Origin of the sequence: Amycolatopsis echigonensis (assembly GCF_014174495.1) — a bacterium.
GTDB lineage: Bacteria > Actinomycetota > Actinomycetes > Mycobacteriales > Pseudonocardiaceae > Amycolatopsis > Amycolatopsis echigonensis.
Window position 1 is genome coordinate 19,706 of sequence record NZ_JACJHR010000045.1, and the last position, 24,766, is coordinate 44,471.

The 24,766-nt window shown below is 67.7% G+C and carries 27 protein-coding genes; 14 read left to right on the forward strand and 13 right to left on the reverse strand.

Annotation, left to right across the window (positions count from 1 at the left end):
* Window positions 1-140: 140 nt before the first annotated feature.
* The 4 genes from H5411_RS27565 to aceA form a co-directional block, all read right to left on the reverse strand.
* Entirely contained in the window at window positions 141-545 is a 405-nt protein-coding gene (locus H5411_RS27565) for a DMT family transporter (RefSeq protein ID WP_183125492.1), read from the reverse strand.
* A gap of 33 nt (window positions 546-578) precedes the next feature.
* Complete coding sequence (locus H5411_RS27570) at window positions 579-896, reverse strand: DMT family transporter (protein WP_183125493.1); 318 nt, start codon at window positions 894-896, stop codon at window positions 579-581.
* An 841-nt stretch (window positions 897-1,737) separates the two neighbouring features.
* Complete coding sequence (gene aceB, locus H5411_RS27575) at window positions 1,738-3,342, reverse strand: malate synthase A (RefSeq protein WP_183125494.1); 1,605 nt, start codon at window positions 3,340-3,342, stop codon at window positions 1,738-1,740.
* Between the two features lie 68 nt (window positions 3,343-3,410).
* On the reverse strand, window positions 3,411-4,700 hold the full coding sequence (aceA, locus tag H5411_RS27580) for an isocitrate lyase (RefSeq protein ID WP_100266719.1): 1,290 nt from the start codon (window positions 4,698-4,700) through the stop codon (window positions 3,411-3,413).
* A 229-nt stretch (window positions 4,701-4,929) separates the two neighbouring features.
* On the opposite strand from aceA, the gene H5411_RS27585 reads away from it, so the two are divergent.
* Both H5411_RS27585 and ilvA read left to right on the forward strand, forming a co-directional pair.
* A complete protein-coding gene (locus H5411_RS27585) occupies window positions 4,930-6,354 on the forward strand; it encodes a short-chain fatty acyl-CoA regulator family protein (protein WP_101435338.1) in 1,425 nt (474 codons plus the stop codon).
* Between the two features lie 61 nt (window positions 6,355-6,415).
* A complete protein-coding gene (ilvA, locus tag H5411_RS27590; protein ID WP_183125495.1) occupies window positions 6,416-7,672 on the forward strand; it encodes a threonine ammonia-lyase IlvA in 1,257 nt (418 codons plus the stop codon).
* A gap of 237 nt (window positions 7,673-7,909) precedes the next feature.
* Here ilvA and H5411_RS27595 read toward each other — a convergent pair whose 3' ends face one another.
* Both H5411_RS27595 and H5411_RS27600 read right to left on the reverse strand, forming a co-directional pair.
* Window positions 7,910-8,254, reverse strand: coding sequence for a nuclear transport factor 2 family protein (locus H5411_RS27595; protein ID WP_183125496.1), 345 nt, complete (start codon window positions 8,252-8,254; stop codon window positions 7,910-7,912).
* A gap of 66 nt (window positions 8,255-8,320) precedes the next feature.
* A complete protein-coding gene (locus H5411_RS27600; protein ID WP_101435341.1) occupies window positions 8,321-9,076 on the reverse strand; it encodes an acyltransferase in 756 nt (251 codons plus the stop codon).
* A 52-nt stretch (window positions 9,077-9,128) separates the two neighbouring features.
* Here H5411_RS27600 and H5411_RS27605 point away from each other — a divergent pair, with 52 nt between their 5' ends.
* Window positions 9,129-10,076 carry a nucleoside hydrolase gene (locus H5411_RS27605; protein ID WP_183125497.1) on the forward strand — a complete coding sequence of 316 codons (948 nt, stop codon included), beginning with the start codon at window positions 9,129-9,131 and terminating at the stop codon, window positions 10,074-10,076.
* Between the two features lie 854 nt (window positions 10,077-10,930).
* Window positions 10,931-12,019: a C40 family peptidase gene (locus H5411_RS49825; RefSeq protein WP_101435344.1), complete on the forward strand. Its 1,089-nt coding sequence runs from the start codon at window positions 10,931-10,933 to the stop codon at window positions 12,017-12,019.
* A gap of 165 nt (window positions 12,020-12,184) precedes the next feature.
* Here the strand turns inward: H5411_RS49825 and H5411_RS27615 are convergent, their stop codons facing one another.
* Window positions 12,185-13,222, reverse strand: coding sequence for an SDR family NAD(P)-dependent oxidoreductase (locus H5411_RS27615; RefSeq protein ID WP_312878630.1), 1,038 nt, complete (start codon window positions 13,220-13,222; stop codon window positions 12,185-12,187).
* Between H5411_RS27615 and H5411_RS27620 the strand changes: the two genes are divergently transcribed.
* Window positions 13,203-13,727, forward strand: a complete 525-nt coding sequence (locus H5411_RS27620) for a TetR/AcrR family transcriptional regulator (protein WP_101435346.1) — start codon at window positions 13,203-13,205, stop codon at window positions 13,725-13,727. The two genes, H5411_RS27615 and H5411_RS27620, sit on opposite strands and share 20 nt — an antisense overlap.
* 3 nt (window positions 13,728-13,730) lie before the next feature.
* Here H5411_RS27620 and H5411_RS27625 read toward each other — a convergent pair whose 3' ends face one another.
* Complete coding sequence (locus H5411_RS27625; RefSeq protein ID WP_101435347.1) at window positions 13,731-14,339, reverse strand: TetR/AcrR family transcriptional regulator; 609 nt, start codon at window positions 14,337-14,339, stop codon at window positions 13,731-13,733.
* A 92-nt stretch (window positions 14,340-14,431) separates the two neighbouring features.
* Here H5411_RS27625 and H5411_RS27630 point away from each other — a divergent pair, with 92 nt between their 5' ends.
* From H5411_RS27630 to H5411_RS27640, 3 genes are all read left to right on the forward strand, one after another.
* Window positions 14,432-15,175, forward strand: a complete 744-nt coding sequence (locus H5411_RS27630) for an SDR family oxidoreductase (protein WP_101435348.1) — start codon at window positions 14,432-14,434, stop codon at window positions 15,173-15,175.
* A gap of 103 nt (window positions 15,176-15,278) precedes the next feature.
* Window positions 15,279-15,905, forward strand: a complete 627-nt coding sequence (locus tag H5411_RS27635; protein WP_101435349.1) for a TetR/AcrR family transcriptional regulator — start codon at window positions 15,279-15,281, stop codon at window positions 15,903-15,905.
* A gap of 1 nt (window position 15,906) precedes the next feature.
* Window positions 15,907-16,812: a carboxymuconolactone decarboxylase family protein gene (locus tag H5411_RS27640; protein WP_101435350.1), complete on the forward strand. Its 906-nt coding sequence runs from the start codon at window positions 15,907-15,909 to the stop codon at window positions 16,810-16,812.
* Here H5411_RS27640 and H5411_RS48565 read toward each other — a convergent pair.
* The gene (locus H5411_RS48565) at window positions 16,796-16,921 is read right to left on the reverse strand and encodes a hypothetical protein (protein ID WP_279629988.1); all 126 of its coding nucleotides are present in this window, start codon (window positions 16,919-16,921) and stop codon (window positions 16,796-16,798) included. The genes H5411_RS27640 and H5411_RS48565 overlap by 17 nt on opposite strands.
* A gap of 385 nt (window positions 16,922-17,306) precedes the next feature.
* Between H5411_RS48565 and H5411_RS27650 the strand changes: the two genes are divergently transcribed.
* Window positions 17,307-18,170, forward strand: a complete 864-nt coding sequence (locus tag H5411_RS27650) for a 3-hydroxyacyl-CoA dehydrogenase family protein (RefSeq protein ID WP_101435351.1) — start codon at window positions 17,307-17,309, stop codon at window positions 18,168-18,170.
* Window positions 18,171-18,238: 68 nt separating this feature from the next.
* On the opposite strand, the gene H5411_RS27655 is transcribed toward H5411_RS27650, so the two are convergent.
* From H5411_RS27655 to H5411_RS27665, 3 genes are read right to left on the reverse strand one after another with little or no spacing between them, the layout of a single operon-like run.
* Window positions 18,239-18,733 (reverse strand): SRPBCC family protein, encoded by a 495-nt coding sequence (locus H5411_RS27655; protein WP_101435352.1) that lies wholly within the window; start codon window positions 18,731-18,733, stop codon window positions 18,239-18,241.
* Entirely contained in the window at window positions 18,687-19,073 is a 387-nt protein-coding gene (locus H5411_RS27660) for an ArsR/SmtB family transcription factor (protein ID WP_101435353.1), read from the reverse strand. The genes H5411_RS27655 and H5411_RS27660 overlap by 47 nt, the downstream gene beginning before the upstream one ends.
* A gap of 30 nt (window positions 19,074-19,103) precedes the next feature.
* Window positions 19,104-19,694 (reverse strand): helix-turn-helix domain-containing protein, encoded by a 591-nt coding sequence (locus H5411_RS27665; protein WP_183125498.1) that lies wholly within the window; start codon window positions 19,692-19,694, stop codon window positions 19,104-19,106.
* A gap of 90 nt (window positions 19,695-19,784) precedes the next feature.
* Here H5411_RS27665 and H5411_RS27670 point away from each other — a divergent pair, with 90 nt between their 5' ends.
* Complete coding sequence (locus H5411_RS27670) at window positions 19,785-21,368, forward strand: bifunctional NAD(P)/FAD-dependent oxidoreductase/class I SAM-dependent methyltransferase (RefSeq protein ID WP_101435355.1); 1,584 nt, start codon at window positions 19,785-19,787, stop codon at window positions 21,366-21,368.
* A gap of 231 nt (window positions 21,369-21,599) precedes the next feature.
* Window positions 21,600-22,391, forward strand: a complete 792-nt coding sequence (locus tag H5411_RS27675; protein ID WP_101435356.1) for a hypothetical protein — start codon at window positions 21,600-21,602, stop codon at window positions 22,389-22,391.
* A gap of 8 nt (window positions 22,392-22,399) precedes the next feature.
* On the opposite strand, the gene H5411_RS27680 is transcribed toward H5411_RS27675, so the two are convergent.
* Window positions 22,400-22,585, reverse strand: coding sequence for a hypothetical protein (locus H5411_RS27680; RefSeq protein ID WP_183125499.1), 186 nt, complete (start codon window positions 22,583-22,585; stop codon window positions 22,400-22,402).
* Between the two features lie 25 nt (window positions 22,586-22,610).
* On the opposite strand from H5411_RS27680, the gene H5411_RS27685 reads away from it, so the two are divergent.
* The 3 genes from H5411_RS27685 (at window position 22,611) to H5411_RS27695 (ending at window position 24,751) form a co-directional block, all read left to right on the forward strand.
* Complete coding sequence (locus H5411_RS27685) at window positions 22,611-23,048, forward strand: MarR family winged helix-turn-helix transcriptional regulator (protein WP_101435357.1); 438 nt, start codon at window positions 22,611-22,613, stop codon at window positions 23,046-23,048.
* Window positions 23,049-23,099: 51 nt separating this feature from the next.
* Entirely contained in the window at window positions 23,100-23,654 is a 555-nt protein-coding gene (locus H5411_RS27690; RefSeq protein ID WP_101435358.1) for a dihydrofolate reductase family protein, read from the forward strand.
* Window positions 23,655-23,773: 119 nt separating this feature from the next.
* Window positions 23,774-24,751 carry a chitinase gene (locus tag H5411_RS27695; protein WP_167441875.1) on the forward strand — a complete coding sequence of 326 codons (978 nt, stop codon included), beginning with the start codon at window positions 23,774-23,776 and terminating at the stop codon, window positions 24,749-24,751.
* Window positions 24,752-24,766: the final 15 nt, after the last annotated feature.

The following is a 24,766-nucleotide window of genomic DNA, read 5'->3' on the forward strand; positions in this document are numbered from 1 at the left end:
GCTGGCCTCCCGGTTCGTCGCAAACAATGCTGCCGCGCCGGTGCAGCGTACTGACGAAAACGTGAGCACGGTGCCCGCGACCAGGACTAGGCAGGTTCGCCGCCAGCTGGCGAATTCAGCGGGACGCGGGCCGGATACGGTCAGTCGTCGGTCTTCGCCGAGTCGGTTGACCCACCGGCGAGTTTGAGGCAGACGACTCCGGCGATGATCACTGCCAGGAACAGGATTCGCAGGGGGCCCAGACTTTCGCCGAAGATGATCGCGCCGAAGATCGCGGCACCGCTTGCGCCGATGCCGGTCCAGACCGCATAGCCGACGCCGACATCGATGGTGCGCAAAGCCAGGCTGAGCGTGAAAATCGTTGCGGCGGCGGCAATCACGGTGGCGATAGACCACGGCAGGTTGGTGAAGCCGCGGCTGCCATCCGTGCTGACGGCGAACGCGATTTCGCAGGCTCCGGCGAAGAGAAGAATGCCCCACGCACGGCGAGTGGTCTGCATCTTCCCCGGCGCGATGGCCGGTGCTGCTTCGGGCTGAACGGACACGGCGGAATCCTTTCGGGAGCAAGAAGACGAGGGTCAGGCACCGGTCAGCTGGAGGCCGATGATGCCGCAGATCACCAGGCCGAAGCCGATGAGCTTGCGCCAGTTGAGCTTCTCTTTGAAGATCAGCGCGCCCAGCAGCACGATGCCGACCGAGCCGAGACCGGTCCAGATCGCGTAGCCGACGCCGACGTCGAGGGTCAGCAGAGCGCGGCTGAGAAAGAAGATGCCGCCGGCCGCCATGATCAGCGTGAATACCGACGGCCACAGCTTGGTGAACCCGTCCGTGGCGTTGGCTCCGAGCGCGAAGGCGATCTCGAAGAACACGGCGATGCCGAGGTAAAGCCAGTGCATGGTTTCTCCGGGTGCGAGTGAGGTCGGAAGCTGCTCGGCACCCTTGCCGGCGACGCTCCCCCAGGTAGTTACTTGTGCAATATATGTATGTCGAATCAAATAGGCAAGAGGGACGTCGGGGTGCTGGAGCGGCTGACGCGGAACTGAGTTGCGGTGGCCAGCAGAGGGCTGGATGCTCAGAAAGGGGCGTTGACCAGGTATTCGCCACTGAGCGGCGACGGCAGTGCGGGCAGGGCGAGGGCCTGAGAGTTTGTGGTGCGGCCCGTGGCATCAACCGGTTGGAGAGGGCGAGGAGCCGGGCTCTCGGAGGGATCGTGAGGGAGTGCGACGGCTGGGTGTCGCCAGGATCTGGACACCGGCTGGACAGAGCTGGGCGATGTCGACCTAGCTTGGATTTGGCACGGGCCTCGCAGGCGACTGGGCCTGGAGGTCACGTCCGGACCGGTTCATGCGGGCGGGATCGTCTGCAGTGAGCAGAAGGCCCGAGCGAGGGCGGGAGCAAACGAGCCCTAGGGCCATGTAGGGATTTACCACTGAGCGACCACGGCGGCGCGGCTCCGAACAGCAGCCCCGTTCCGCGGGACGCACAGGCACGAACAGCGGCCGAGCAAGCGCGGAAGCGGGCGAGACCCAAGCGAGGCCCAAGCCCGAAGCACTGGAAACTCCGTGAAACCGAAAACCCGCGCCCCTCGCCTCTCAACGGCGAAAGAGCGCGGGTCCGGAAAGACCCGGGCCCGGTGGCGGGGAGCCTCCGCCACCGGACCCGTCCCCCAACACCATCCCAAAATGTGGTGCGGGGTAACCGGTCGCCGGTGGTCAGGTCACTGGCGACCGGAGCCTGTCACCGCTCGGTCAGGTAGCGGGCGTAGGCGACAGTCGTGAGGAAGCTCGGCAGCTTCTCGCCGAGAGCGGTCTCGGCGAAGATCGCGCGAGCGTCGTCGAGGCGGGCCGACGGGCCGAGGTCCGCGCGGACCTTCGCCAGTTCGTCGTCCAGGAATTCGACGGCCAGCTCGCGGGTCAGCGCCGTGCCGTCCTCGAGCTTCGTGCCGTTGCGGATCCACTGCCACACCTGGCACCGCGCGATCTCGGCCGTCGCGGCGTCTTCCATGAGGTTGTGGATCGCCGCGGCACCGGTGCCGCGCAGCCAGGAGTCGATGTAGCGGAGGGCGACGTTGATGTTCGCTCGCACGCCCGCTTCGGTGACCTCGCCGCCGGCGCTCGCGACGTCGAGCAAGTCCGAAGCTTCGACCGTGACGTCTTCGCGCAGCTTGCCGAGCTGGTTCGGCCAGCCGCCGAGGACGCGGTCGAACACCTCGCGGCACACCGGGACCAGGCCGGGGTGCGCGACCCACGAGCCGTCGAAACCGTCGCCGGCCTCGCGTTCCTTGTCCTGGCGGACCTTCTCCAGCGCGTTCTCGTTGGTGGCCGGGTCCTTGCTCGGGATGAACGCCGCCATCCCGCCGATCGCGTGCGCTCCGCGGCGGTGGCAGGTGCGGACGAGCAGTTCGGTGTAGGCACGCATGAAGGGGACCGTCATCGTGACCTGAGCGCGGTCCGGCAGCACGAAGTCGGCACCGTGCGCCGAGAAGTTCTTGATGACGCTGAAGATGTAGTCCCAGCGTCCGGCGTTCAGGCCGGCCGCGTGTTCGCGCAGTTCGTAGAGGATCTCGTCCATCTCGAAGGCCGCGGTGATCGTCTCGATCAGCACGGTCGCACGGATGGTGCCGCGCGGGATGCCGAGCTCCTTCTGCGCCAGCAGGAACACGTCGTTCCACAGCCGCGCTTCCTGGTGGCTTTCCAGCTTCGGCAGGTAGAAGTACGGGCCGCTGCCGCGCGCCAGGAGCTGCCGGGCGTTGTGGAAGAAGTACAGGCCGAAGTCCACGAGGCTCGCCGAAACCGGGCGGCCGTCGATGCGGATGTGCTTCTCGACCAGGTGCCAGCCGCGGGGGCGGGCGACGATCGTCGCCGGGTCGTCGCCGATCGTGTAGCGCTTGCCGGCCTCGGTGGTGAAGTCGATGTTGCGGCGGATGGCGTCGAACAGGTTGAGCTGGCCGTCGATAACGTTGTGCCAGGTCGGCGAGGTCGCGTCCTCGAAGTCCGCCAGCCACACCTTCGCGCCGGAGTTGAGCGCGTTGACCGTCATCTTCCGGTCGGTCGGGCCGGTGATCTCGACGCGCCGGTCCTCCAGACCGGGCGCGACCGGGGCGATGTGCCAGCTCTCGTCCGACCGGATCGACCGAGTCTCGGGCAGGAAGTCCAGCTGCTCCTCCCCCGACTGCAGCCGCTCGCGACGACGGCGGCGTTCGTCGAGCAGTTCGCGGCGGCGTCCGGCGAAGGTGTTGTCGAGTTTGGCTACGAAGTCCAGTGCTGCCGGGGTGAGGATCTCGGCGAAGCGGCCATCGGCGGGCCCGGTGACCTCGATGCGGGTGTTCAACGTGCTAGCCATCTCGTACCTCCGCGAAGGGGGAAAGGAAGGGGCGGGCCGGCGACCGGAATCGCCGGCCCGCGGGTGCGTCAGTGGAACTGGTCTTCTTCGGTCGAACCCTTGAGCGCGGTGGTCGAGCTCTCCGGGTTCAGCGCGGTGGAGACCAGGTCGAACCAGCCGGTGCCGACCTCGCGCTGGTGCTTCGTCGCGGTGTAGCCGCGCTCCTCCGAAGCGAACTCGCGCTCCTGCAGGTCGACGTAGGCGCTCATGCCGTTGCGGGCGTAGCCGTGCGCCAGGTCGAACATCGAGTAGTTCAGCGCGTGGAAACCGGCCAGCGTGATGAACTGGAACTTGTAGCCCATGGCGCCGAGTTCGCGCTGGAACCGCGCGATGGTGTCGTCGTCCAGGTGCTTCTTCCAGTTGAACGACGGCGAGCAGTTGTAGGCCAGCATCTGGTCCGGGTACTGCGCCTTGATCGCCTCGGCGTACTTGCGGGCGACCTCGAGGTCCGGCGTGGAGGTCTCCATCCACAGCAGGTCGGCGTACTGCGCGTAGGCCAAGCCGCGGTCGATGCACGGCTCGATGCCGTTGTTGACCTCGTAGAAGCCCTCGGAGGTGCGGCCGCCGGTGAGGTACTTGCGGTCGCGCTCGTCGACGTCGCTGGTCAGCAGGGTCGCGGCCTGCGCGTCGGTGCGGGCGACGACCAGGGTCGGCACGTTCAGCACGTCGGCGGCGAGACGGGCGGCGTTCAGGGTGCGCTCGTGCTGCTTGGTCGGGATGAGGACCTTGCCGCCGAGGTGGCCGCACTTCTTCTCGGACGCGAGCTGGTCTTCCCAGTGCACGCCCGCGGCGCCGGCCGCGATCATGCCCTTCATCAGCTCGAACGCGTTCAGCGGACCGCCGAAGCCGGCTTCGGCGTCGGCGACGATCGGGGCGAACCAGTCGATGTCGCCGTTGCCCTCGGCCCAGTTGATCTGGTCGGCGCGGCCCAGCGCGTTGTTGATGCGGCGGACGACGGCCGGGACCGAGTTGGCCGGGTAGAGGCTCTGGTCCGGGTAGGTCTGGCCGGCGAGGTTGGCGTCGGCGGCGACCTGCCAGCCGGACAGGTAGATGGCCTTCAGGCCGGCGCGCACCTGCTGCACGGCCTGGTTGCCGGTGAGGGCGCCCAGCGCGTGGACGTAGTCCTCGCTGTGCAGCAGCTCCCACAGCTTCTCGGCGCCGCGGCGGGCGAGGGTGTGCTCTTCGACGACAGAACCGCGAAGCTTCACCACGTCGGCGGCGGAGTAGGTCCGCTGGACACCCGCCCAGCGGGGGTCGGTCTTCCACTGCTCGGCCAGCTCGGCCGCCGCCTGCTCGAGCTGATTGGCCTGCTCGGTCATCGGACTCTCCCGTGTTGCGAAGTTTGCGATTGCTCGCCTTACCTGGTCACGACCCTGACACGAGCCCGAAAACCCGGTCTACCGCTCCAATTTGCCAATTTCTGCGAAGGTTGCCTAGCATGTTGCAAAGGTTGCGAATCTGCGGTTCGCAACCGCAGCGAAAATTCGCGGGCTTGATCGTTCACGTAATCGTTCAGGCCCGGAAACCTTCCGGTCGGACGGAGCACCCATGGACAAAACTTTCGCCGGAGCGCGGCTGCGGCATCTGCGCGAAAGCCGGTCGATGAGCCAGGCGGACCTCGCCCGTGTGCTCGAGATCTCACCCAGTTATCTCAATCAGATCGAGCACAACTCGCGCCCGCTGACCGTGCCGGTCCTGCTGAGGATCACGCAGGCGTTCGGGGTCGACACCGAGTTCTTCGCCAACAACGACACCTCGCGGCTCGTCGCTGACGTGAAAGAAGCCCTGCTCGACGAGGCCGTGGGCATCGAAGCGACCACGAGCGAGCTGAACGACCTGGCCAGCAACTTGCCGTCCATCGCCCAAGCGCTGGTGAAACTGCACCGCAGCTACCGCAACGCGGTCGAGAGCACGGCCGCGCTGACCACCGAAAACGGGCTCGGCCTGCACGGGAGCGCCGCCGCGCCGCTGCCGCACGAGGAGGTTCGCGACTTCTTCTACGAGCGGGAGAACTACGTCGCCGAGCTGGACGAGCGGGCCGAGAAGATGGCCGCGCAGATCCCGCTGCGGCGCGGCTCGGTGCTCGGATCGCTCAAGGAACGGCTGTGGCAGCGCTACGGCGTCGACGTGACGAACGAGGGCATCAACGAATCCGCGGGTGAACAGCATCGGTACGAGCCGGCGACGCGGGTGTTGCGGCTGGCTCCGAGCCTGCGCGTCGGACAGCAGGCGTTCCGGATGGCGTCCCAGATCGCGTTGCTGGAATACGACGACTTGATCACCGAACTCGCCGATTCGTGGGCGTTTTCCGGCCCAGCCGCGCGGACGCTCGCGCGCGTCGGCCTGGCGAACTACTTCGCCGGCGCGCTGATCCTCCCGTATGGCCCGTTCCTGGCGGCGGCGGAGGAGTTCCGGTACGACATCGAGCGGCTTTGCGACCACTTCGGCGTCGGCTTCGAGACCACGTGCCACCGGCTGTCGACTCTTCAGCGGCCAAAACAGCGCGGCGTGCCGTTCTCGTTCGTGCGGGTCGACCGGGCCGGGAACATGTCGAAACGCCAGTCGGCGGCGGGCTTCCACTTCTCGCGCGTCGGCGGTGCCTGCCCGTTGTGGAACATCTACGAGGCCTTCACCTCGCCGGGCAAGATCCTCACGCAGATCGCGGCGCTGCCCGACGGCAAGCGGTACTTCTGGGTCGCGCGGACGGTGTCGCGCAATATCGGCGGGTACGGCAGCCCGGGCAAGACGTTCACCGTCGGCCTCGGCTGCGAGCTGCGCCACGCTGGTCGCCTGATCTACTCGACCGGTCTTGACCTGGACGAACCCGCCGCCGCGACGCCGATCGGCATGGGCTGCAAGGTGTGCGATCGGCCCGCTTGTTCGCAACGCGCGTTCCCGGCAATCGGCAAACCGCTCACGGTGGACGAAAACACCAGCACGTTCGTCCCGTACCCGGCCGTCCCGAAGACGTGAACGCAACCTGTGACCTGAGTGCCCCGGACGTGTTCACCGGGTGCGAAGTACATTCACCCGAGTGCACGACATCGACACGGTGAACGCAGAACTGGTCGAGCAGGCCGCCGAACGGCTCGCGGGCGTGGTCACACGCACGCCCCTCGAGCCCAACGCGCGTCTCTCGTCCCGCGTAGACGCGCGCGTCTGGCTTAAGCGCGAAGATCAGCAGACGGTCCGGTCGTACAAGATCCGCGGCGCGTACAACTTCATCGTGCAGCTCGACGTTGAGACGCGGGCGCGCGGTGTCGTATGCGCGAGCGCTGGCAACCACGCCCAAGGCGTCGCGTACGCGTGTCGCCGTTTAGGGGCGAACGGTCGCGTGTACGTGCCGGGTACGACGCCTCGGCAGAAGCGCGAACGCATTGCGACGCTCGGCGGCGCGCACATCGAGGTCATCGTTGTCGGCGAGACGTACGAAGATGCCTTCGCCGCGGCTAAAGACGACGCCCACCGCACTGGAGCGACGCTCGTGCCGGCGTTCGACGACGTCCGCACTGTTGCTGGTCAGGGCACCGTCGCGCTTGAAGTGGTTTCGCAGCTCGGCTTCGTGCCGGATGTCCTGGTGGTGCCGGTCGGCGGCGGCGGGTTGCTGGCCGGGATCGCGACGTGGGTTCGCGAGCGGCATCCGGACATCCGGGTCGTCGGCGTCGAACCGGCGGGCGCGATGTGCATGGCAGCGGCTCTCGAAGCGGGTGAACCGGTGCGGATCGACGCGGTGGACCCGTTCGTGGACGGCGCCGCGGTGCGTGAGGCCGGTCAGGTCACGTTCCCGTTGATCCGGGACAGCGGCGCGGAGCTGACCTCCATCGCCGAGGGCGCGGTGTGCACGGAGATGCTGTCGATGTACCAATCGGACGGCATCATCGCTGAACCCGCGGGTGCGCTCGCGGCCGCTTCGCTCGGGGCGAGCGTGCAGGTCGAGCCTGGGCAGACCGTGGTGTGCATCGTGTCCGGCGGCAACAACGACGTCAGCCGGTACAGCGAGATCCTCGAACGCTCGCTGATGCACGAGGGGTTGAAGCACTACTTCCTCGTCAGCTTCCCGCAGGAACCTGGTGCGCTCAGGCGGTTCCTTGACGAAATCCTCGGGCCAGAGGACGACATCACGCGGTTCGAGTACGTGAAGCGCAACAACCGGGAGATCGGTCCGGCGCTGATCGGCGTCGAGATCCCGCGGCGCGCGGATCTGCCGGGGCTGTTGGCACGACTGGAGAAGAGCCCGCTGCAGGTGGAGCAGGTGGAGCCGGGGAGTCCGTTGTTCCACTTCCTGCTCTGAGGTGTCCCTGGTCTGGCCTGCCTCGGCAAGACGGTTGAGCACCTGCGCGGCTGCGGCTTGGCGGGATTTGCCCGTTGGCCGACCACGCAGTGGCAAAGGCGCTGCCGGAACCGTCTGACTGCGGCGTCGAGTGAAGTGTTCAGACGGTTCGATCCCTGCCGAGGACCGGCTCACCGAGCCCTGCAAGGGGTCGTTTCCGCAGGTCAGCGCGATTCGCCAAAAAACGGCAACAGCCGCTCAGCCGAGTTCGGCGCTTCCCTCGCGGTAGATCTTCGCCGACTTGATGCGGTCTCCGGCCAGCTGATAGAAGCCGGCGATGGCGAAAACGTGCTCCTCGCCGTTGTGGGTGAGCCGCTCGGTCAATTGGGCGGCAACCTGGTCACCGTCCGCCAGAATGTTCTCGACCGTCAGCGTCGGGAGAAGTTGTTCCATGGCACCGCTGAACAGCTCGGTCAGTTCGTCGCGTCCGCGCGCGACGCTGTTGCCGGTGATCCAGACCGCGTCCTCGGTGAAGCCGTCGAGGAGGGCTTGAAGGTCACGATTGTTGAAGGCGGCGACGTGCCGATGGAGGGCTTCGCTCATGAGGCGAGGTTATCGGCGCTGTCAGGTCATTTTCGCCGCCGAACTCAACGTGCGGCCGCGCGGACGTCAGCTGTCGCCGAGCGTTTTCTGCAGTGCCTTGTTCGCCTTGCGCGCCATGTCGGCGACAGCCTCGCGCCGGGCCGCATCCGCGGCGTAATCGTCCTCGCGGTTGCGGACCACGCGGGCCGGTGAACCGACCGCGATCGAGTAGTCCGGGATGTCACCGCGGACCACCGCATGCGCGCCGAGCACGCTGCCGCGGCCGACGCGCGTGCCCTTGAGGACGCTGACCTTCGTGCCGAGCCACGTGTCCGGGCCGATCCGGACCGGCGACTTGACGATGCCCTGGTCCTTGATCGGCACGTGGATGTCCGCGGTCACGTGGTCGAAGTCGCAGATGTACACCCAGTCGGCGACAAGCGTCGCGGCGCCGAGCTCGATGTCGAGGTAGCAGTTGATCACGTTCTGCCGCCCGAACACCGACTTGTCGCCGATGCGAAGGGACCCCTCGTGACAGCGGATGGCGTTGCCGTCGCCGATGTGCACCCAGCGGCCGATCTCCATCCGGCCGTAACCGGGACGGCAGTGGATCTCGACGTTCTTGCCGAGGAACAGCATGCCGCGCAGGATGATGTGCGGGTTCGCGATGCGGAATTTGAGCAGCCGGTAGTACCGCACGAGATACCAAGGCGTGTACGCGCGATTGCGCAGTACCCAGCGCAGCGAGTCGGCCGTCAGGAACTTCGCCTGGTGCGGGTCCCGCCGGGCCCGCCGCCAGGCGCGCACGCGCGACAACGCGGGCGCACCCCACATCGACGTCATGCCCTTGACCGTAACCTGTGGACGACGGCCGGCCACACGCAAGGGGAGCAGGATGGGGACCAAGCTGATCATCGACACCGACCCCGGAGTCGATGATGCTTTCGCGATCGCACTGGCCGCGAGGTCGGCGGACGTCGACCTGCTGGCCGTGACAACCGTCTTCGGCAACGTGCCGCTGACCACGACGACCTCTAACGCGCGCCGGCTGCTGCAGTTGTGCGACCGCCCGGACGTGCCGGTCGCCGCAGGCGCCTCGCGGCCGCTCCTCGCTCGCGAACTGCACCGGTTGAGCACCGTTCACGGCTCCGACGGGCTTTCCGGGCACGCCGCTTCGCTGCCCGACGCCACCCGCCCGCTCGAGGATTCCGACGCGGTCAGCCTGATGGTCTCGCTGCTCGAAGCCTCGGACGAGCCGGTGACCATCGCGCCGATCGGTCCGCTCACGAACATCGCCGCCCTGCTCGCGGCCCACCCCGGCGTGCGTTCGAAGATCGCGCGCATCGTCCTGATGGGCGGCGCGATCACCCTCGGCAACTCGACCGCCGTCTCCGAATTCAACATCTGGGCCGACCCGGACGCGGCGCGGCGCGTGATCGCCGAGGATGACGTCCCGTGCGTGATGGTCCCCCTCGACCTCACTCACCGGTGCGCGGTCGACAGCACGTGGCTGGCGAAACTCGCCGCGTCCGGACCGATCGGGCAGGCGCTGAACTCGTTCACTCCGGACTACCTCGCGCACTACCGTCAGGTGCTCGGCTATGAAGGGATCGTCATGCACGACGCGGTGGCCGTCGCCGAAGCGATCCGCCCAGGCATCTTGCGCACGGAGACCTACCCGGTCGACATCGACTCCGGCCACGGCCCGACCCGCGGCATGACGATCGTCGACCGGAGGGCGGTCCCGAACAGGTCGACGGGGCGGCCGATCGAGGTGGGGGTCGACACGGAGCTGGACGTGCTGCGCGAGTTCGTGTTGTCCAGACTCGCCGGGGGCCGGTGATGGACGGGGCTGGGCGATCGCCGCTGGATGGCGAATCGCAGGTCACGCCTGGTGCGGGAGCGGACGTGGGCGGCGAGGAGCCTCGGGAGACGGGTTCGTTGCCGGTGAATGGCGAATCGATCAGCTCCGGTGAGCCGTCTGCTGGCAGCGCGTCATCGACGAGCGGCGAATCTGTCAGCTCCGGTGAGCCGTCCGCCGGCAGCGCGTCGCCGATGAGCGGCGAATCGGCTCGCTCCGGTGATCCGTCCGTGGACGGCGCATCGGCGGGGAGCGGCGAACCGGTCAACTCGGGCGAACCTTTCGCGAGTGGAGCGTCGCCGATGAGCGGCGAAACGGCTCGCTTCGATGATCTGTCCGCGAGCGAGGAGACGTCGGCGGGCGGCGGATCGGCCGACTTGGGTGATGCGTCTGTCGGTGAATCGTCGTCGGCGGGCGGCGAAAATCCTGGGTCGACCGGGGTGTCGCCGCTGAGTGGCGAAACCTCCGGGCGGGCCGATGAGTCGTCGCGGGGTGGAGACTCGCCCGAGTTGACCAGCACGTCGCCGCTGAGTGGCGACGCAGCAGACTTGGCCAGCGTTTCGCCGTTGAACGGCGACGCGTCCGAGCCGGGCGATGTCTCGCCGGTGAATGGTGGTGCGACCTCGTCTGGTGTTTCGCCATCGAATGGCGAGACACTCGAGCCCACCAGGGTGTCGCCGCTGAGTGGCGAAACTTCCGGGGTGGCTGATGAGTCGTTGCGGGATGGAGGCGCGGCCGCGTTGACCAGCGAGTCGCCGTTAGATGGCGACGAGCTCCAGCCGTCGGGGCGAGAGGGTTCTGCGGGGCAGGGTTTTCTCGCGCGGAATCGGCGGGTTGTGGTGGCGTTGGCGGCGGCTGTGGTGGTCGTTGCGGCGTTGGTCGTCGCGGTGCAGGTTTTGCCGGGTGGCGGTGCCGGGGACGCGAATTCCGGGAACGTGGCGGCGACGTCGTCATTGGTGCCGGGTACCTCGAAGACGGCCGCGCCGGCGTCGGTGGTGCCGACTCAGCCTGGGGTGCCGCGGGCTGGGGAGTTCGGCGCTTGGGCGTCGCGGACCAGTCAGTGGCTTGACATTCCGTTGCGGGCGATGAACGGGTACGCGCAGGCGACCGTCACGCTCGGCAAGGAACAGCCCGGCTGTCACCTGTCCTGGATCACTCTCGCTGCGATCGGGAAGATCGCCAGCGACCATGGGCGGGCACAGGGTAATCGAGTCGGGGAAAACGGGACGCTCGCGAAACCGCTTGGCACGGTGGAGGTTTTCGACTTCTATCACCGGCCCGTGTCGACGCCGGGAGCGGCGGGGCCGTTGCAGCTCTCCCCCGCGGTGTGGAGCAAGTGGCAGCGCAGTGCGTCCGGCGGTAAGCCTGACATTCAGAACATCGATGACTCGGCGCTCACGGCCGGGCGCGCGCTCTGCGCGAATGGCCGCGATCTGGCGACGGACTGGTGGAACGGGGTCGCCACGCTGGAGCCGGCACCGGTCGTTCTGCATCGGACGTTGGCGACGACCAACGTTTACGGCACGGTCGGCCAGAGCGATCAGCCGCCCAACCCCGCGGTGCTCACGGCGGTCGACTTCGCGATTGACCAAATTGGACTGCCGTACGTCTGGGGCGGCAACGGCACTCGCGATGCCGACCCTGGGTTCGACTGTTCCGGTCTGACGACCGCGGCTTACGCGAGCGCTGACATCAAGCTGATGCGCACGGCGGACACGCAATTCCGCAGCGTTGCCCATGTGAGCGAACCCCAATTGGGCGATTTGATCTTCTACGGGGAGCCCGCTTCGACGATCCACCACGTGGGGATTTACATCGGAAACCAGCAGATGATCGACGCGCCGCAGACTGGGCAGGCGGTGCAGGTTCATCCGTATCGGAAGCCTGGCGACGATTACGCGGGGGCGGGCCGGCCGACGGCGTGATCTGTGCCGCAGCTTCCGCTCAGGACTGTGGGTGCTCCCGGATGGATCCCGAGTCGGGGCGGCGCTTTCGCCGTTCAGGGGCGAGGGCGTGAGTGATCGTGATCGCCCGGGTTGGTCAGCGGCGGCAAGCTGCTTTGCGTTGGCTGTGTTGGGGAGTGGACCTGCTCAGGGTTGGCGGACGAGGTCGAGGGACAGCTCCCACAGTTGCCGCGCGGCCGCGCCGTCGCGCGCCCAGCGTTTGACGGCGTGGCTGTTGCCTGCCAAGTCGACATCGTCGGGAACTGTCGCGGCTTCGTTGCCGTCGTCCAGGTAATGACCACCGTTATGGGCGAATTCCGGGGCGGTCGCGGCGACGAGAGTGGTGGCCGCGCCTTGCCCGATGGTCTTGTACGCGAAGACTCCGGCGGCTTCGAGCCGGGCTAGGTGATCCTTCATGTCTTGGGTGAAATCCCGTTGCAGGCCAGTGGAAACTCCGCCGGGGTTCACCGCGTTGGCGACGATTCCGTCGGCTGCCCAGCGGCGAGTCGCTTCCACGGCGAACAGCGAGTTGGCCGTTTTCGACTGCCCGTAAGCCAATTGGGGGTCGTAGGCGCGCCGGGTAAAGTGGATGTCATCGAAGACAACGGGTGAGTACATGTGCGCGCCGGAGGTCACCGCGACGATCCGGGCCGCTCCACGCTGATTCGCGCCTGCGGCTAGGGCCTCGTGCAGGCCCAGCGCCAGCGCGAAATGGCCTAGGTGATTGGTCGCGAACTGCAGTTCCCAACCCTGCGGAGTGCGACCCAGGATCGGACGCATCACGCCGGCATTGTTGATCAGCAGGTGCAGCGGGCCGTCCCAGCCGTCGGTGAAGCGGGTGACCGTGGCGAGGTCGGCCAGTTCGAGGTGTGCGGCGCGGACGGCGCGGTTTCCGGTGGATGCGGCGATGTCATTGGCGACGCTCGCGCCGAGAGCGATGTTGCGTACGGCCAGGGTGACATCGGCGCCAACAGAGGCGAGCGCGCGGGCTGTTTCGCGGCCTAGGCCGGACGTGGCACCGGTGACGACGGCGCGAACGCCAGTGAGATTGAGGCCTGCGACGACGTCGTGAGCGGTGCTGGCGGCGTCGAAGGCCGTACGGATCAGGGATTGCTGAGGCACCCTGCCGACTATACGCACTGAACCAAGTTTGTATAGTGTGTCTATGGGCAGCGATCGGCGCACGCAGGTACTGGACTCGGCCTTGGAGGTGTTCGCGCGCTACGGCTATCGCAAGGCGTCCATGGACGACGTCGCGAAGGCGGCGGACATTTCGCGTCCCGGCCTGTACTTCTACTTCTCGTCCAAGCCGGAGCTGTTCCGCGCCACCGTGCAGCATTCACTCGAAAGCAGCATCGAGGCGGCTCGGCTCGCTCTCGCCGATTCACGGCAACCGCTTCGCGAGCGGTTGATCAAGGCGTTCGACCACTGGGCCGGCCGCTACGCCGGGCCGATGGCCGCGGAGATCGACGCCCTGATCGACTCGAACCCCGACCTGCTCGGCACCATGCCAGTCGAATATCCGAAACGGTTCCGTGCGCTCGTCGTCGAGGCGATCGGCGGCCGCTCCCCTGCCGACGTCGCCGGGACACTGATCAGCACCGCGATCGGGATCAAGCACGACGCGGAGACCCCCGACGAGTTCCGCGCTCGGATGACCATCGCGGTCGACCTTTACTGCAGTCACTGAAACTCAGACAGGCGGCCAATTGTGCATGGCCGCGTCGGCGACTTCCTGTAGCTCTTCCCGGCTCGCACCGCTGGCAGCTTCGACGGCGATTCCGAACGCGACCGTCATAATGTAGCGGGCCAGCCGCGCCGGATCGGCATCCGGCGGCAAATCGCGCTCGTCGACGGCTCGCTGGAATCGCTCTTCGAGGGCTCGACGAGCAGCGTTGCGCCACTCGACCAACAGTTCGCGCGCAGGATGGCCGAGTTCGCCAGCCGCCAATGAGCCTTGGACGCCCAGGCATCCCGCCGGACAGTCCGGGTCGGTCGTCGCTCGGACGGCCCCGTTGAGTATCGCGGCGGCCACCTTGGCGGCGGTCGGCTCCGCCCACGCTCGCGGGCCATAGGAGGCGGGGCCTTCGTCGTAGAGCGCCAAAGCCTTGCGGAACAACTGCTCTTTGTTGCCGAAAGCCGCGTACATGCTGGTTTTCGTGATGCCCATGGCCTCGGTCAGGTCGGCCAGGCTGGCCCCTTCGTAGCCCTGCTGCCAGAAGACCAGCATGGCGCGCCGCAGCGCCTCGTCGGCGTCGAATCCGCGCGGCCGGCCGATGTGCGCCTTCTCCTGGCTGGTCATCGTGCCAGCATACCTCTTCGGTACCGATCGGTTCAGAAGTGCTACGGTCATCCTTAGGTACCGATCGGTACCGAATTATCCGGAGGTCAGCAATGGGACAGCTCGAGGGCAAGACAGCGGTCGTCACCGGCGGCAGCAGCGGGATCGGCCTGGCCGCCGCCGAACGGCTCGCCGCCGAGGGCGCGCACGTCTTCATCACCGGCCGGAATCAGGACGCGCTGGACACCGCCGCGAAGAGCATCGGGGCGGCCACTGCGATAACAGGCGACATCGCCAATCTGGCCGACCTCGATCGGCTCTATGACGCGGTTCGCGCCCGCGGCAAGGGGCTCGACATCGTTTTCGCCAACGCGGCGGCGGGATCCTTCGCAACCCTCGAAGAGACCACCGCAGAGCACTTCGACCAGATCTTCGACACCAACGTTCGCGGCACGCTCTTCACCGTGCAGAAAGCGTTGCCGCTGCTCAACAAAGGCGCGTCGGTGATCCTGAACTCGTCGGTGCGCGCGGACGACGGCCTCGAGTCGTTCGGGGCGTACTCGGCGTCCAAGGCCGCCGTCCGGTCCTACGCCCGGACGTGGGCCAATGAACTGAAGGACCGCGGCATCCGGGTCAACGTGGTTTCGCCCGGCTCCATCGACACGCCAGTGCTCGAAAAGTCGCTCGCCGCGGACAAGGTCGACGCGGCCCGGGCGAGTTTCGCGGCGCGCGTTCCGCTCGGCCGGATGGGAACGCCGCGAGAGGTCGCCGACGCCGTGCTGTTCCTCGCGTCGGAGCAGAGCAGCTTTATTCTCGGCGCGAACATCTACGTCGACGGCGGCGAAAAGCAGTTCTGAACCAGCATCCGCGCGGGGACAACGACGTTCCTGCACGGTTTCGCCCTGGCGCGGCGACTATACAAGCGTATAGCATGCTGTTCATGCGTATAGCGACGACGGCATGACCGACCCCGAGGACCTGACCGCACGCGCCCGCATCCGCGACGCGGCGATGCGGCATTTCGGCGAGCACGGCTTCGAGCGCGCCACGATCCGGGGCATTGCGGTGGAAGCCGGGGTGTCCCTGGGATTGGTGCGGCACCACTTCGGGTCCAAACAGGCACTCCGCGAGGCGTGCGACGCGCACCTGATCAAGCTCCTCCGCCAGCTCAACGACCAGGTGCCGGACGACCTGTCGGCCAGCGTCACCGCGAACCCCGTCGCGGCAGCGCGAATCGCTGTCGGGCCGTACCGGGACTACCTCGTCCGTGCGCTGGTCGACGGCGGGGTCGCGCCGTTGTTCGACGAAATGGTCGAACTCGGCACGCGCCAGCTCGTCGCCGCTGATCGGCAACGGACGGATCCGCCGACGGTCGAGCCCAAGGTCCGCGCCGCGATCGGCACCGCGATGGCGTTGTCGATCACTGTGCTGCACCAACACATTTCCCGGGCGGCCGGCGTCGACATCCTCAGCCCGGCGGGCGACACCATGCTCGCCCGCGCGCTGATCGACATCTACTCGCACCCACTGCTCAGCCTCGACGACGCGCGGGCGGCGCTCGATCGCCTGCCCGCGGAAGGAAACTGACATGCCGCACGCGACGATTCCCCGTATCCCTCCCCTCGAACTCGACGAGATGGATCCCGAGCAGCAGAAGCTGGCGAAACTCGGCGCGGACACTGTGATCCAGGTTCTCGCCCGCGCACCGGAGGTGCTGCGGGCGTCCGGCGCGTTGGGCAGTTACCTGATGAGTCAAGGAAAACTGCGTCCGCGGATCCGCGAGCTGGCGATCCTGCGCGTCGCGCTCCGGTGCGACGCTCCGTACGAATGGGCGAACCACGCGCCCGCCGCGCTTGGCGGTGGCGCGACCGAAGCGGAGATCACGGCTCTCTCCGACCCGGACGCCACTTGGCCGCCCGAGGACGACGCGGCGCTGCGCGCCGTCGACGAACTGTGCGCGAATGCCTTTGTGTCCGACGAAACCTGGGCAGCTCTCGCCGCGACTCGCGATCATGCCGAGATCATCGAGATCCTGTTCCTCGTCGGCTATTACCGGATGATGGCGGGATTCCTGAATTCCGCGGGCGTTCCGGTGAAACCCGGGCAACCGGCCCTCGGCGAACCACCGGTGCCAGTCGCTCGCCCGGACCAGCAGGTTCGGCACGCCAGCGGGAAAACCGGTCCGGACGGAAGCTGGAAAGTCACGTTCACCCATCCCACGGGAAGCAAAGATCTGCTCCTCGACCTCGCCACCGACGGCACTCAGGTGTCCGGGTCCATCTTCGACACTCAGCTGAAGGTCACAGTCCCCATCGTGTCGGGAACCGTCGACGGCCAGGAGATCGCTTTCACGGCGCTGGTCACCGATCCAGTGCGCTTCGAGGTGAGCGTGACCGCCACGGTCGACGGCGACGCGTTCTCCGGCTCTGTCACGGTGTCCGGCGGCGGCACCTTTCCGCTGTCCGGGCTTCGGGAGGTCAGTCCCAGTAATTGAACAGGGCTTCGCCGAGCGTCGCCGACTTCCAGTAGGCGACGTCGGACCGAGTGCGGTGTGGCCAGTTTTCGGCGACAAAGGAACGCTCGAGGTCGGCGGGGGTGAGCACCTAGAACTGACCCGTTTCCGCCAGCACGGCGGCCAGTTCCGGTTCGTCGGCGAACTTCAGCGACCCCTACTCGCGTGCTGGCGCGAAGGCGAACGCGCGAGGACGGGCGAGCGCGACCACCGGCACGTCGTTGGCAGCGACGACCGAGAGCCTGCGGTCGGGATACTCGATGACAGCTTGCCAGAAGTTCGGAGTGACAGTCGGAACGCGGAAGTCGGCCAAGATTCCGCCGGTGCGACGGGCGAAGCCGTAACAGAGACGGCGAACCTCGCGAACCTCGACGACGTCGCATTTTACACGGCCAGTCCCCCGGCGGTGGACGCGGAATTGCGACGGACGAGGCCGGATGGTCTTCTTGGCGCGAGATCGAAAGGGTGAGCCCGCCATGCCGTACGCGTACACATTCGACCAGATCCGCGACCGGCCGGTCACCGTGTTCGGTGCCGGAACGTTGGGCAGGCGCATCGCGCTGATGTTCGCCTCCCGCGGCGGGACTGTGCGGATCAGCGACCCGAGCTCCGAACAGGTCGACGCGGCGGCAAAGTACGTGGCGGAGACGTTGCCCGTCCTGATCGAAAAACGCGGCAGCGGCGAGATCGGCCGGGTGGAGGACGCGACGTCGATCGAGGAAGCGCTGCGCGACGCGTGGCTCGTCGTGGAGGCGGTGCCCGAGCGGCTCGACATCAAAATCCCGCTGTGGGGCGACATCGACAAAGCCGCGCCCGCCGACACCATCTTCGCCACGAACTCGTCGTCGTATCCGTCGCGGATGATGGCCGAGAAGGTGCGCGACAAATCGCGGCTGTGCAACATCCACTTCTACATGCCGCCGACGGCGAACGCGGTCGACCTCATGTCCGACGGCGAAACCGGCCGTACCGTGCTCGACACCCTGCTCGGCGTGCTGCCGGAGTTCGGCATTCATCCGTTCGAGGCGCGGAAGGAAAGCGTCGGCTTCATTTTCAACCGCGTGTGGGCGGCGATCAAACGGGAATCGCTGGCCGTCGTCGCGGAGGGCGTCGCCCGGCCGGAGGACGTGGACGGGATGTTCAAGATCAACTGGCATCTGCCGTACGGGCCGTTCCAGATGATGGATCAGGTCGGCCTGGACGTCGTACTGGACATCGAAAACCATTACGCGGACGAGAATCCGCACCTGCCGACCGGACCCCGGGAGCTGCTGCGCAGCTACGTCGAGGCGGGGAAACTGGGCATCAAGACCGGCGAGGGCTTTTACTCGTACGGCTGACTCGGGACAGCCCGCGCTGGTGCGGGCGGCCCGGGCAGGGGAAGACCGGGCCGCCGCCCCGGGACCGTTCACTCCAACGAGACCGCGACTTCCTCCAGTGCGTCCATCGACTCCTGCATGCCGCCCTCCATGCCGGATTCCAGGATGGCGTCGCGGAGTTCCTTGCTGTGCGTTTCGGTCAGCATGGTCACTCTGGTGCGGTCGCCCGATTCGGCGAACGTCACCGTGACCACGGGTGCGCCGACGTCCGAGGCACCTGGGGTTTCGTAGACCTCGGTGTGGACCAGGCGTTCGTTGGGCGTTATCTCTCGATACTCACCGTGGAAAGCGACCTCGAAATCGCCGTTCGCGATCATCACGTAGCGCCATTGGCCGCCGACGCGGAGGTCGATGTCCACCGACGTCACCGTGCCCCGCTTGCCCGCCCACCAGCGCTTCACCAGGTCCGGCGTGGTCCAGGCGCGGTAGACGTGCTGCCGCGGGGCGGCGAAATCCCGGGTGATCAGGATCTGGTCGTCAGCGGGCAGCGTCACCTTCGCCGTGCCGGTCGTCGTGTCCGTCATGGTCTTCCTCCTCGGTCGAACCCATTTCTTCCAGCACGGCGTCCAGCGAGGCGAACCGTTCCTCCCAGGAACGTTCGTACCGGCGCACCCAGTCGTGGATCGGTTTGAGGGCGCGGCCGTTCAGCCGGTACAGGCGTTGCCTGCCCTCGTCCCGCACCTCGACCGCGCCGACCTCGCGCAGCACTCGCAGATGTTTCGACACCTGCGGTTGCCCCAGGCCCAGCAGACGGACGAGGTCGTTCACCGGCCGTTCGCCCTCGGCGAGGACGTCCAGGATTTCCCGGCGCCGTGGTTCGGCGACGGCGTTGAAGACGTCCGCGGTGGTCGCTGCCCGTGCCATGCGGCAATCATATGCCGATATGGGTATGCGTCAAGAGGCAGGCCGGGCTCGGACGTGGAAGCGCTCGCCTTGCGGACCGAAAAGCGCCAGGACCTCGCAGACCTGGTCGCCGGCGTTGCCGAACCAGTGCGGAACGTGGGTGTCGAACTCGGCGACCTCGCCCGGCCGGAGGGTTACGTCGTGCTCGCCGAGCATCAGGCGCAACTGTCCGGACAGGACGTACATCCACTCGTACCCCTCGTGGACCCGCTGGTCCGGGGGTTCGGCGGAACGCTCCGGCGGCAGGATCATCTTGTAGGCGCGCAGGCCGCCCGGACGCCGGGTGAGCGGCACATAGGTCCGGCCGTGCCGGACGAACGGTTTCGGGTGCAGGCGCGGATCGCCGGTCGGGGGCGCGCCGACCAGTTCGTCCAGCGGGACCTGGTAGGCGCGGGCCAGCGCGAGCAGCAGTTCCAGGGTGGGTTTGCGCTGCCCGGCTTCGAGCCGCGACAGGGTGCTCACCGAGATCCCGGTCGTTTCCGAGAGACCGGTCAGCGTCGCGTTGCGCTGCTTGCGCAGGGCGCGCAGCCTCGGGCCGACCGAGTGCAGGATCTCGCCGAGGTCCTGATCGTCTTCGCTCATGCCGCTCAATTTGCCACTTCGGCAAAGAACTTTGTCAAGTCGGCGCGTTCTCCGGATAGTCCGAAGGCACGGGGACTACAGGAGGATCCAGTGGACGAGAAGTACGACGTGGTGGTGGTCGGCGGCGGTGCGGCCGGGCTGAGCGGAGCGGTGGCGCTCGCGCGGTCCCGGCGGTCGGTGCTGGTCGTGGATTCCGGCGAACCGCGCAACGCGCCGGCCGGGCACGTGCACAACTACCTCGGCCGCGAAAGCACACCGCCTGCCGAACTCCTCTCGCTCGGCCGCGCCGAGCTCGCCGGATACGGCGGCGAGGTCGTCGCGCAGACGGTGACGTCGATTGCCAAGGGAGACAACGGGTTCGAGATCTCGCTGGCCGACGGGCGGCGCACGCACGCGCGGCGGGTGCTGGTCGCGACCGGTCTCGTGGACGAACTGCCCGACGTCGCCGGGCTGGCGGCGCGCTGGGGGCGGGACGTCCTGCACTGCCCGTACTGCCACGGCTGGGAGGTGCGCGACCGGGCGGTCGGCGTGCTGTCGAGCGGTCCGCTGACCGTGCATCAGGCGTTGATGTGGCGGCAGCTGACCGACGACGTGGTCGTTTTCCGGCACACCCACGGCGATTTCGACGAGACTCCGCTGCTGGCCCGCGGGGTCCGGATCGTGGACGGCGTGGTCGCCGCGGTCGAGGCCGAGGACGACCAGCTGACCGGGGTCCGGCTCGAATCGGGCGAGGTCGTCGCGCGCGAGGCGCTGGCGGTCGCGGCGCCGGCCAAGACGCGGGCGGACTTTCTCGCGCCGCTCGGGATCGAGCCGGAACCGGTGGAGTTCAACGGGTTCGTGATCGGGACGCGGGTTCCCGCGGACGCGACCGGACGGACGTCCGTGCCCGGCTTGTGGGTGGCGGGGAACGTCACGGACATGCGGGCGCAGGTCGTGGTTTCGGCCGCCGCGGGGTTGATGGCAGGGGCGGCGATCAACGGCGAGCTGGTCGAGGAGGAGGCCGAGGAAGCCGTGCGGCTGCGGGAAATGCCGTTCTCGCACGAGATGGAGCGGGAGGTCGCGCGGGCCAACCACGCGGACGCGCCACCGTTCGACCGTGCCTCCTGGGAGGAGCGGTATCGCTCGCAGGACGAGATGTGGAGCGGGCGGCCGAACGATCAGCTCGTGACCGAGGCTCGCGACCTCGAACCGGGCCACGCGCTGGACGCGGGCTGCGGCGAGGGCGGCGACGCGATATGGCTCGCGCAGCAGGGCTGGCGCGTGACGGCGGTCGACTTCTCCACGACCGCCATCGAACGAGGGCGCGCGCAGGCAGGGAAACTCGGGGTCGCGGACCGCATCGCCTGGGTCGCCGCGGACTTGGCCGAATGGGTGCCGGAATCGAAGTTCGATCTGGTGACGACGCATTTCCTGCACGTGCCGTCGGCGGCCCGGAAGGTGGCGTTCGCGCGGCTCGCGGACGCGGTGGCACCGGGCGGGACGCTGCTGGTGGTGGGCCACGACCCCGCAGATCACCACGCCGGGCGGCCGCACATGCCGGACATGATGTTCACGGCTGAGGAAGTGGCGGAGACGTTGGACCAGTCGTGGGCTTCGGTGGCCGCAGAGGTCCGGGAGCGGACGGCGGCGGAGAGGTCCGTGCGGGACACGGTGCTGGTGGCCCGGAAGAAGTGACGGCGCGACGACCCCAGCTTGGTCGGGACGACTCGGCCGGGCTGGGGTTCGCCGCTGGTTGAGCCAGCAGCGGGGCGCAGCCGTCTCGCGCGAAGGTTTCGAAACGGTCCGGACCGTCAGCTGCGAGCAGACGCGCAAGGGTGAGAAGCCCTCTGCCTGGGAGCCGAAAAAGCGGCTAAAGTCTCCCTCCTGCTCCGCAACCGCGGAGCAATCGCAGCAGAGGAGACGCGGATGCGCAGGACCATGCTCGCTCTCGCGATGGTCGGCTTCCTCATCGGAACCGCTGGAGTCGCGGAGGCCGCCCCCGGGGTCGAGGTCGGCGGGACTGTCGCGAAGCCCGGGGACCGGACCGCCGCGCAACTGGACGGGGCACGGCTTGACCAGGTCGTGAACGACGCGGCTCCTGTGTTGCCGCCCGGGAAGAACACCGCGTTGCGGGTAACGGTGCGAGTTTACGGGGCGGGTCATCGGGCCGTGACGTTCGCGCTCGCCGAGCTGAGTCCGTCGTTCGGCAATCATCCAGCGGTCTTCCGGGGCGGGCGGCGCGGTGTCGACCTGACCGTGCCGGGCGACCGCGACGGGTCGCGGACGATTCGGGACGTGCGAAGTGTTTCCGTCGCGGTTTCCGCCGCACAGCCTGCCGCACAACCGGTGCGGATCACCGCGCACGGCCGTTCGGTGACGCTGCCGCCCTCGTTTCTGGCGAAGCTGCCACGGCAGACGGTGACCGCGCGGTTCGGCTCCGACGCAGGGACGCAGACCCACCAGGAGTCCGGGCCGCCGCTAGCGCTCGTGCTCGCGCTGGCGTGCGTGTTTCCGAAGTCGGACACTCCGGTGGTCGCGGTGGGAGCGGACGGCTACGGCGCGGCAGTAACGCTCGCCGAGGCGCGGACGGGCGGGCGACCGCTGCTGCTGTCCACCGTGGAGGACGGGAAACCGCTTACGGCGCCTCGTTTGGTGCCACTGGGCGACGTGAAGGGCGGACGCTACGTCTCCGGGGTCACCGCGCTGGCGGTCGGCTGACCACCAGGTCAGGCGTGGTGCACAGACTCCACCGTGTACAGGTGCGGGTCGTGCTCGGCCAAGGCCGCGGCGGCGGACAGGTGTTCTCGGCATTGCGGGTCGGCGAGCATGGATTCGAAGGCCTCGACGCTGGACCACTGGACGTAGTTCACCACGCGGGTGCAGTCGGTGCTCGCGTGAATGTTCGCGGACAAGGGCCTTGTGTGTAAGGCTCCTGTCATGGGTCAAGAGACGACGCGTCGGCCGGGGTATCTCGTCAAGCGGGTGCAGCAGGCGTTCCGCCAGGCGTCCGACGAGTTGTTGCGTCCGATCGGGTTGTCGATGGCGCAGTACGCGGTGCTGGTGGCCCTCGCGGAGAACCCGGGGGCGTCGTCGGCCGAGTTGGCGCGGCAGTGTTTTGTGACGCGGCAGTCGTTGCGAGACGTGTTGACCGGGCTGAAGACGGCTGGACTGGTCGCGGTTGCGGAGGTAGCGCCGACGGGGCGGGCGCGGCCGGTGCGGCTCACGGCGTCCGGTGAGGCTCGGTTGAGCGAGGCGCATCGGGCGGTCGGCGAGGTTGAGGAGCGCATGCTGGCCGGGATGTCGGAGCCCGAGCGGCGGCGGCTGGCTGGGCTGTTGAGCACCTGTGCGGAGAACCTGACGCCTGCGGACCGATGAGTTTTCGCGACTCCGCCGGTCTACCTCGTATCAAGCGAACGAGGAGGGCTCATGGGCAAGGTGTTGTGGCACGTCGCGATGTCGCTGGACGGGTTCGTCGCCGCGGACGGGCATGCGATGGACTGGATGTCGGGCGTGCACGTCACGCCGGGAGTGCACGAGGAATCCATCGCGCGGGTCGGGGCGATTTTGGGCGGGCGGAGCGGGTTTGACGCACTTGCCGCACGCGCGCCCGGGAAGGTCGCCAGGCAGCCGTACGGCGGAGCGTGGAGCGGCCCGGTTTTTGTGCTCACTCATCATCCCGAGGACGCCCAGCCGGAGGACGGGGTCACATTTCTCGACTGCGACGTCCGGGAAGCGGTCGAGATCGGGCTCGCGGCGGCGGCCGGGAAGGATCTTGAGCTGCACAGCCAGGATATCGCGCGGCAGTGCGTTGAGCTGGGGATTGTCGACGAGTTCGTCGTGCACCTCATGCCGGTGATGCTCGGCTCCGGGGTCCGGCTGTTCGACAATCCGGGCGGGAAGCCGGTTCGGTGGGACCGGGTGCACGACGGGGATCCGGCACTCGCGGTCGACCTGCGGTACCGGCTCGCCGCGAAACGCTAAATCCCGGTCAGCGGGACGGATCGGCCTACTAATGGCGTATGGCGACCACGGAGTTATTGGTCTATACCATTTGGACAGGGGTTCACCGCCCCTCGGTCCTCACCGTGGAGGTTCCACCCATGCGTCTGTCCTCACCCCGGAAACTGGCCGCCGCGCTCGGCGGGCTGCTGGCCGTCGCCGGACTCGCGATGCCGCAGGGCACCGCGGCGGCAAGCGGCTCGTCGATCGCGCTCGCGCCCTATGTGGACATGGGCGCGTGGCCGTCGCCCGTGTTGTCGTCGATGTCCGAGCAGAGCGGCATCAAGAGTTTCACCCTCGGCTTCGTCACCGGAGCTGCGTGCAAGGCCAGCTGGTTCGCTGCTTACGACCCCCGCCAGGGCTGGCAGTCCGATGAAATCGCGAAGATCCGCGCGGCTGGCGGCGACGTCAAGGTTTCCTTCGGCGGCGCGTCCGGCGTCGAGCTCGCACAGGCGTGCAGCGACGTCACTTCGCTGGCCGGCGAGTACGAAGCGGTGATCAACGCCTACCACCTCAAGTACATCGACGTCGACATCGAGGGCTCGGCGGTCGCCGACCCCGCTTCGATCGCACTTCGTTCGCAGGCACTGAAAAAGGTGCAGGACGACAATCCCGGACTCAAGATCTCCCTGACGCTGCCGGTGCTTCCCACCGGCCTCACGTCTGACGGCCTGAACGTCGTGACCTCGGCGCGGGACGCGGGCGTCGACCTCGACCTGGTGAACGTCATGGCGATGGACTACTACCAGGGCTCCGGCGATCAGGGGGCCAAGGCGATCCAGGCGGCGCAATCCACGCAGGCGCAACTGAAATCGGCTCTCGGACTGTCCGATGCGGACGCTTGGCGCAAGGTCGGGCTCACGCCGATGCTGGGCGTCAACGATTCGCAGAACGAAATCTTCTACCAGAAGGACGCCAGCGCCGTGGTGAGTTTCGCGCAGAGTGTCCACCTGGGAATGCTGTCGTTCTGGGAACTCGGCCGCGACGCGAACGCGTGCAGCGGACCGCTTTACCGGTGCACCGACGTTTCCCAGCAGCCGTACGAGTTCTCGAAGATCTTCGCCGGGTACTCCGGCTGACGAATACGGAGCAGC

What these genes read in the sequence shown, in the direction of transcription:
- H5411_RS27600 (WP_101435341.1), bottom strand. Translation starts at nt 9,076, where the DNA reads ATGACGTCGATGTGGGGTGCGCCCGCGTTGTCGCGCGTGCGCGCCTGG.
- H5411_RS27655 (WP_101435352.1), bottom strand. Translation starts at nt 18,733, where the DNA reads ATGACGGACACGACGACCGGCACGGCGAAGGTGACGCTGCCCGCTGAC.
- H5411_RS27620 (WP_101435346.1), top strand. Translation starts at nt 13,203, where the DNA reads ATGGGCAGCGATCGGCGCACGCAGGTACTGGACTCGGCCTTGGAGGTG.
- H5411_RS27605 (WP_183125497.1), top strand. Translation starts at nt 9,129, where the DNA reads ATGGGGACCAAGCTGATCATCGACACCGACCCCGGAGTCGATGATGCT.
- H5411_RS27625 (WP_101435347.1), bottom strand. Translation starts at nt 14,339, where the DNA reads ATGACCAGCCAGGAGAAGGCGCACATCGGCCGGCCGCGCGGATTCGAC.
- H5411_RS27570 (WP_183125493.1), bottom strand. Translation starts at nt 896, where the DNA reads ATGCACTGGCTTTACCTCGGCATCGCCGTGTTCTTCGAGATCGCCTTC.
- H5411_RS27635 (WP_101435349.1), top strand. Translation starts at nt 15,279, where the DNA reads ATGACCGACCCCGAGGACCTGACCGCACGCGCCCGCATCCGCGACGCG.
- H5411_RS27685 (WP_101435357.1), top strand. Translation starts at nt 22,611, where the DNA reads ATGGGTCAAGAGACGACGCGTCGGCCGGGGTATCTCGTCAAGCGGGTG.
- H5411_RS27585 (WP_101435338.1), top strand. Translation starts at nt 4,930, where the DNA reads ATGGACAAAACTTTCGCCGGAGCGCGGCTGCGGCATCTGCGCGAAAGC.
- aceA (WP_100266719.1), bottom strand. Translation starts at nt 4,700, where the DNA reads ATGACCGAGCAGGCCAATCAGCTCGAGCAGGCGGCGGCCGAGCTGGCC.
- H5411_RS27630 (WP_101435348.1), top strand. Translation starts at nt 14,432, where the DNA reads ATGGGACAGCTCGAGGGCAAGACAGCGGTCGTCACCGGCGGCAGCAGC.
- H5411_RS27595 (WP_183125496.1), bottom strand. Translation starts at nt 8,254, where the DNA reads ATGAGCGAAGCCCTCCATCGGCACGTCGCCGCCTTCAACAATCGTGAC.
- H5411_RS27690 (WP_101435358.1), top strand. Translation starts at nt 23,100, where the DNA reads ATGGGCAAGGTGTTGTGGCACGTCGCGATGTCGCTGGACGGGTTCGTC.
- H5411_RS27640 (WP_101435350.1), top strand. Translation starts at nt 15,907, where the DNA reads ATGCCGCACGCGACGATTCCCCGTATCCCTCCCCTCGAACTCGACGAG.
- aceB (WP_183125494.1), bottom strand. Translation starts at nt 3,342, where the DNA reads ATGGCTAGCACGTTGAACACCCGCATCGAGGTCACCGGGCCCGCCGAT.
- H5411_RS27695 (WP_167441875.1), top strand. Translation starts at nt 23,774, where the DNA reads ATGCGTCTGTCCTCACCCCGGAAACTGGCCGCCGCGCTCGGCGGGCTG.
- H5411_RS27675 (WP_101435356.1), top strand. Translation starts at nt 21,600, where the DNA reads ATGCGCAGGACCATGCTCGCTCTCGCGATGGTCGGCTTCCTCATCGGA.
- H5411_RS27650 (WP_101435351.1), top strand. Translation starts at nt 17,307, where the DNA reads ATGCCGTACGCGTACACATTCGACCAGATCCGCGACCGGCCGGTCACC.
- H5411_RS27665 (WP_183125498.1), bottom strand. Translation starts at nt 19,694, where the DNA reads ATGAGCGAAGACGATCAGGACCTCGGCGAGATCCTGCACTCGGTCGGC.
- H5411_RS27660 (WP_101435353.1), bottom strand. Translation starts at nt 19,073, where the DNA reads ATGGCACGGGCAGCGACCACCGCGGACGTCTTCAACGCCGTCGCCGAA.